The following is a 4082-nucleotide window of genomic DNA, read 5'->3' as shown; positions in this document are numbered from 1 at the left end:
TTATTAATAAGATTAGTGAAAATATATTCATAATAACTTATTGCCAAAAATAAGGAGTAAGTCGAATGAATAAAACAACACAGATACTATTTTTTATACTAACTATAAATCTATCAACACAGAGTATTGCTCTAGATACTTTATCATCGCAAGATAGTTCTCGTTATCAAATTAGTGATATATTAGAACCACAAGAAGTAAAAGATACACAACGAGTAGTTAAAACTTTATCTGATAAAGTTCTTTCTGATTATGTTAAAGGATATGCGCGAAGAAATGTTCATGCGAAAGCAAATGGATGTGTTAAGAGTGAATTTAAAATTAATGATGCCTTAGAGAGCACTACTCTCGCTAAAGGAATTTTCAAACCTGGTGCCTCATATAAAGCCTTGATTCGCTTCTCCAATGGCTCTACTAATGATTCTGGTGATGATCATGATGGGGATACTAGAGGGATGGCAATAAAGGTATTTGGAGTCAATGGCATTAAATTAATTCAAGATCCTATTTATAAAGATTCACAGGATTTTGTTTTACTTTCTCATCCTTCATTTTTTTTAAATGATGCTAAAAGTTCAGCAGAATTTTTTGAACGATTTGATGCTGGAAAAATCTCAGATTTTTTGCACATACCATTTGATATTGGGTTAAATGGAACTATTACAGCCGCTAAGATGCTTTCTCAACATATAGACAACCCTTTGTTTACTCAGTATTACTCAGTAACTCCTTATCAGCTTGGCTCTATAGACATTAATCCCCATGTTGTAAGATACTCGGTTCGTTCATGTAAGCCTAATATGCAAGTAGAGTCTGATAAGCCGCCTGGAAAGAATTTCTTAAGAGCCTCCATGCAAGAAACTTTAAAAAATAAATCTGCTTGCATGGAGTTTATGTTGCAAGATAGAGGCGAGCTCTCTGGTGTTGATTTAAATAATTATGATAATTGGGACGAAGATAAATTTCCATTTGTGCCAATTGCTCAAATTATAATTCCTCCTCAAACTTTTGATACAGCAGACAATAATGCTATGTGTGAAAGGCTTAGTTACAACCCTTGGCATTCTATTGAAGATCATAAGCCTTTAGGTGTCATTAACGCTATGCGCGGAATGGTTTATGAGAAAACAAGCGATGTTCGTCGAACGATGAATAATGATAATTAATTGCAATTATGAAATTAACCGTGTCGATCCCAAATGTGAGTAAAAAATATTTATGAAATTTTTAAGTAAGTTATTGCAAGCTATTGCGTTAATGCTTTTAGTTTCAACACAGCAACTTTTTGCATTTTTTGACAATAACTCCAGTTTAGTGACACTAGATCAAGGATGGGATGAATCTGATCGTGAATTTTTCTATTTTACACCGCAAGGTTCGCCTATTATCTTATATGATTGGTTTCTTGCACTAGAGCAGACAAATAGCACAGATTTATTTAGAAGTGATCCTCACCTAAAAAACTTTGGATTAATTCCATGGAAAAAATCTCATAGTAATATAGATGCCCTGCCTATTGGAATGACAATCGACAATAGTTTATATAGCAATGAACGTCATTTGGGTATAAATTGCGCCGCTTGTCACACGTCAGAAGTTGTCATTGATTCCAAGACGGTTTTAGTTGATGGAGGTGTATCTAATTTTGATTTATGGTCATTTATGAAAAATCTTCTCGCAAGTATGGAGGCTACATATAAAGACTCCGACAAACTTATTAGATTTTCTGAGCGCTTAGGTCACGATATTATTAAGGTTAAAGCTCGCCTTAGGACTGCTATTCAGAAACAACAAAACTGGCATGAACGCAATAACGCAGAAACATTACCAGGTCCAGGCCGAGCTGATGCGTTGAACGTTATCCTTAATCAGGTTACTGCAAAAATGATAAGCAGGCCAGACAATGCACGCCCTGCTAACGCGCCAGCTAGTTATCCATATATTTGGGATACACCATATCTAGATTTTGTTCAATATATTGGCGTGGTTCCAAATGACCATGCTGGAGTGCTTGCAAGAAATGTTGGACAAGTTCTTGGAGTTTTTGGGGAGGTTTCAACTATAAGTTCTAAGCTTAATGTTGGATATGAAAATTCCATTAAAACGACAAACCTAATTGATATTGAAGATAAATTAAAAACTCTTCGCTCACCTTCTTGGAAAGAGCTTTCTAATAGGGGTTTTTTACCTAAACTAAATGACAGCTTAGTTAAGAAGGGTTCTAAAATTTATAAATCTCATTGCGCTTCATGTCATGTTGAAATTGACTCTAGCAAGAGTAGGGTTTTAAATACTATTCAAATTAATAATACTGCATTAACTGAAATAGGCACTGACCCAGGCACGGCAATGTCATATGCATCGCGCGTTGTGGCCACGGGCCCACTTGAAGGCAGAAACTCTCTTTATATCGCTGGAACACCTTTATGCCAAGAGACTTATGCCAATCAGATTCTTGATCATATGAGTGTAGCTGTTATTATTAATGATTTGAGCGAAGAGAAAAGTGAATTGACAGACTCTTTAGCTGATATTTTTAAGGGTCTTTTCTCTTCTGCAGAAAAAACAGTTGCTGATTATCTGTCTAATCCAAATATAGAGACCAGAGAATCTGATAAACGACTGATAGAACGCATGCAAAATGCTAACGCTACCCCAAAGCAAATAGCGTCAACACTTAAAATGCGAGATAATAATAAATCTGCTTTGTACGATTTAATTGCCAAGAATGGAGCAGGCTTTTCTAAAGCAGATGCGAAATGTTTAGAAAGTTTGGAGACAGCCCAATATCGCGCTAAACCGCTTAATGGTGTTTGGGTAACCGGACCATTTCTCCATAATGGCTCAGTGCCAACGCTTGCAGATCTTTTAGAAGCGCAAAATAATCGACCCGATAGGTTTAGAACTGGTTCACCAAAATTTGATCCAGTAAAGGTTGGTTTTTCTGAAAATAATACTGGTGTAAATGCACTTCTAATTGATACAAAACTGCCTGGAAATTTAAATTCAGGACATGAGTACGGAGTAAATTTATCCAAAAAAGACAAGTTAAGTTTATTAGAATATTTAAAGAGTCTTTAGGGTTTTGTGAACTTTGAAGGAATCTCTTAAGGAGAGAATATGCAGAGTAATATTTCGATATCAAAAATATTAGCGATAATTGCTGCTTTAGTAGGTGGAGGTATGCTGATGTATGTAATGTACGATATGATGCTTTCTATGCGCTATATGAGAGGGGAAATTTCATCAATGGCAGGCAATATAAACCAGATGAGTCATAATATAAATCAAATGAGTGGTGATATAAAAGTATTGCGTAGGGATATAAACGGCATATCTAAAAATATTTACACAATGTCTGGTGATATGAGCACAATGAAGAATGAGTTTATTGGACTTAGATTAACGGTTAAGGATTTAGATAGTAACATTAATAATATGTACCAATTAATGTCTGAAGATTTAGACAGTATGCGTTCATCTATAGAGCTTATGGCGCCATCTATTGTAATCATGAGTCGAGATATGAATATTATGAGAAATGATATGAGTCGTGGCGTCCAATCATTTACCAGTCCAACGAACTATATAAGAGGCATGCTTGATTAACAATGCAAAAAACTATGGATAAAATAAATAACATCGCTCTTAAAATTAAAGTATCTGCTGAAATAGTTATTGCTACAGTGGCTTTTTTTGTAATTGTATTAGCTCTATTCGATATTAGCTTAGGTGCATTATTAGGCAAAACAAATCTAGGTCTTATTAATCATATTCATCCACTTAAGACAGCAGCTTTTGCCTTGGCTTTGGCTGCTAGTATTGACTTGCTTTTCTTGCTTTTCTCACCTAGCATAAAAGAAGGGATGAACGCTTTGCTGTTAGGCTTTGTGTCAGCAATATTGATGACTATTTCTGAGCCAAAAATTGTTGGCTGGGAGATTGCCTTAACAGTGCTTGTGTTTACATTTTGTATGCTGGCAATATGGCTGGCAAAAGAGAAGCTACCGGGAGGAGAAGATAATCAGAAGATTTGATTTATATTTCCTAACTTAAAAAAATCTACAAATCAAATCTCTGTT

4 protein-coding genes are annotated in these 4082 nt (G+C 35.2%); all 4 read left to right on the top strand.

Going from position 1 to position 4082, the window contains the following annotated elements; translation table 11 throughout:
* The first annotated feature begins 65 nt into the window (after positions 1–65).
* The 4 genes from N9Y32_06885 to N9Y32_06870 all read left to right on the top strand — a co-directional run bounded on the left by N9Y32_06885 (position 66) and on the right by N9Y32_06870 (position 4037).
* On the top strand, positions 66–1166 hold the full coding sequence (locus N9Y32_06885; protein MDB2590734.1) for a catalase: 1101 nt from the start codon (positions 66–68) through the stop codon (positions 1164–1166).
* Between the two features lie 52 nt (positions 1167–1218).
* Positions 1219–3081, top strand: a complete 1863-nt coding sequence (locus tag N9Y32_06880) for a di-heme-cytochrome C peroxidase (GenBank protein ID MDB2590733.1) — start codon at positions 1219–1221, stop codon at positions 3079–3081.
* A gap of 102 nt (positions 3082–3183) precedes the next feature.
* Entirely contained in the window at positions 3184–3609 is a 426-nt protein-coding gene (locus N9Y32_06875) for a hypothetical protein (GenBank protein MDB2590732.1), read from the top strand.
* 14 nt (positions 3610–3623) lie between these two features.
* The gene (locus N9Y32_06870) at positions 3624–4037 is read left to right on the top strand and encodes a hypothetical protein (GenBank protein MDB2590731.1); all 414 of its coding nucleotides are present in this window, start codon (positions 3624–3626) and stop codon (positions 4035–4037) included.
* Positions 4038–4082: the final 45 nt, after the last annotated feature.

Source organism: Candidatus Thioglobus sp. (genome assembly GCA_028228555.1).
Lineage (GTDB): Bacteria > Pseudomonadota > Gammaproteobacteria > PS1 > Pseudothioglobaceae > Thioglobus_A.
This window is presented reverse-complemented; position numbering and strand designations above follow the sequence as displayed.

Coding starts and splice junctions, on each gene's coding strand:
- N9Y32_06870 (MDB2590731.1), top strand. CDS start 3,624: ATGGATAAAATAAATAACATCGCTCTTAAAATTAAAGTATCTGCTGAA.
- N9Y32_06885 (MDB2590734.1), top strand. CDS start 66: ATGAATAAAACAACACAGATACTATTTTTTATACTAACTATAAATCTA.
- N9Y32_06875 (MDB2590732.1), top strand. CDS start 3,184: ATGCTGATGTATGTAATGTACGATATGATGCTTTCTATGCGCTATATG.
- N9Y32_06880 (MDB2590733.1), top strand. CDS start 1,219: ATGAAATTTTTAAGTAAGTTATTGCAAGCTATTGCGTTAATGCTTTTA.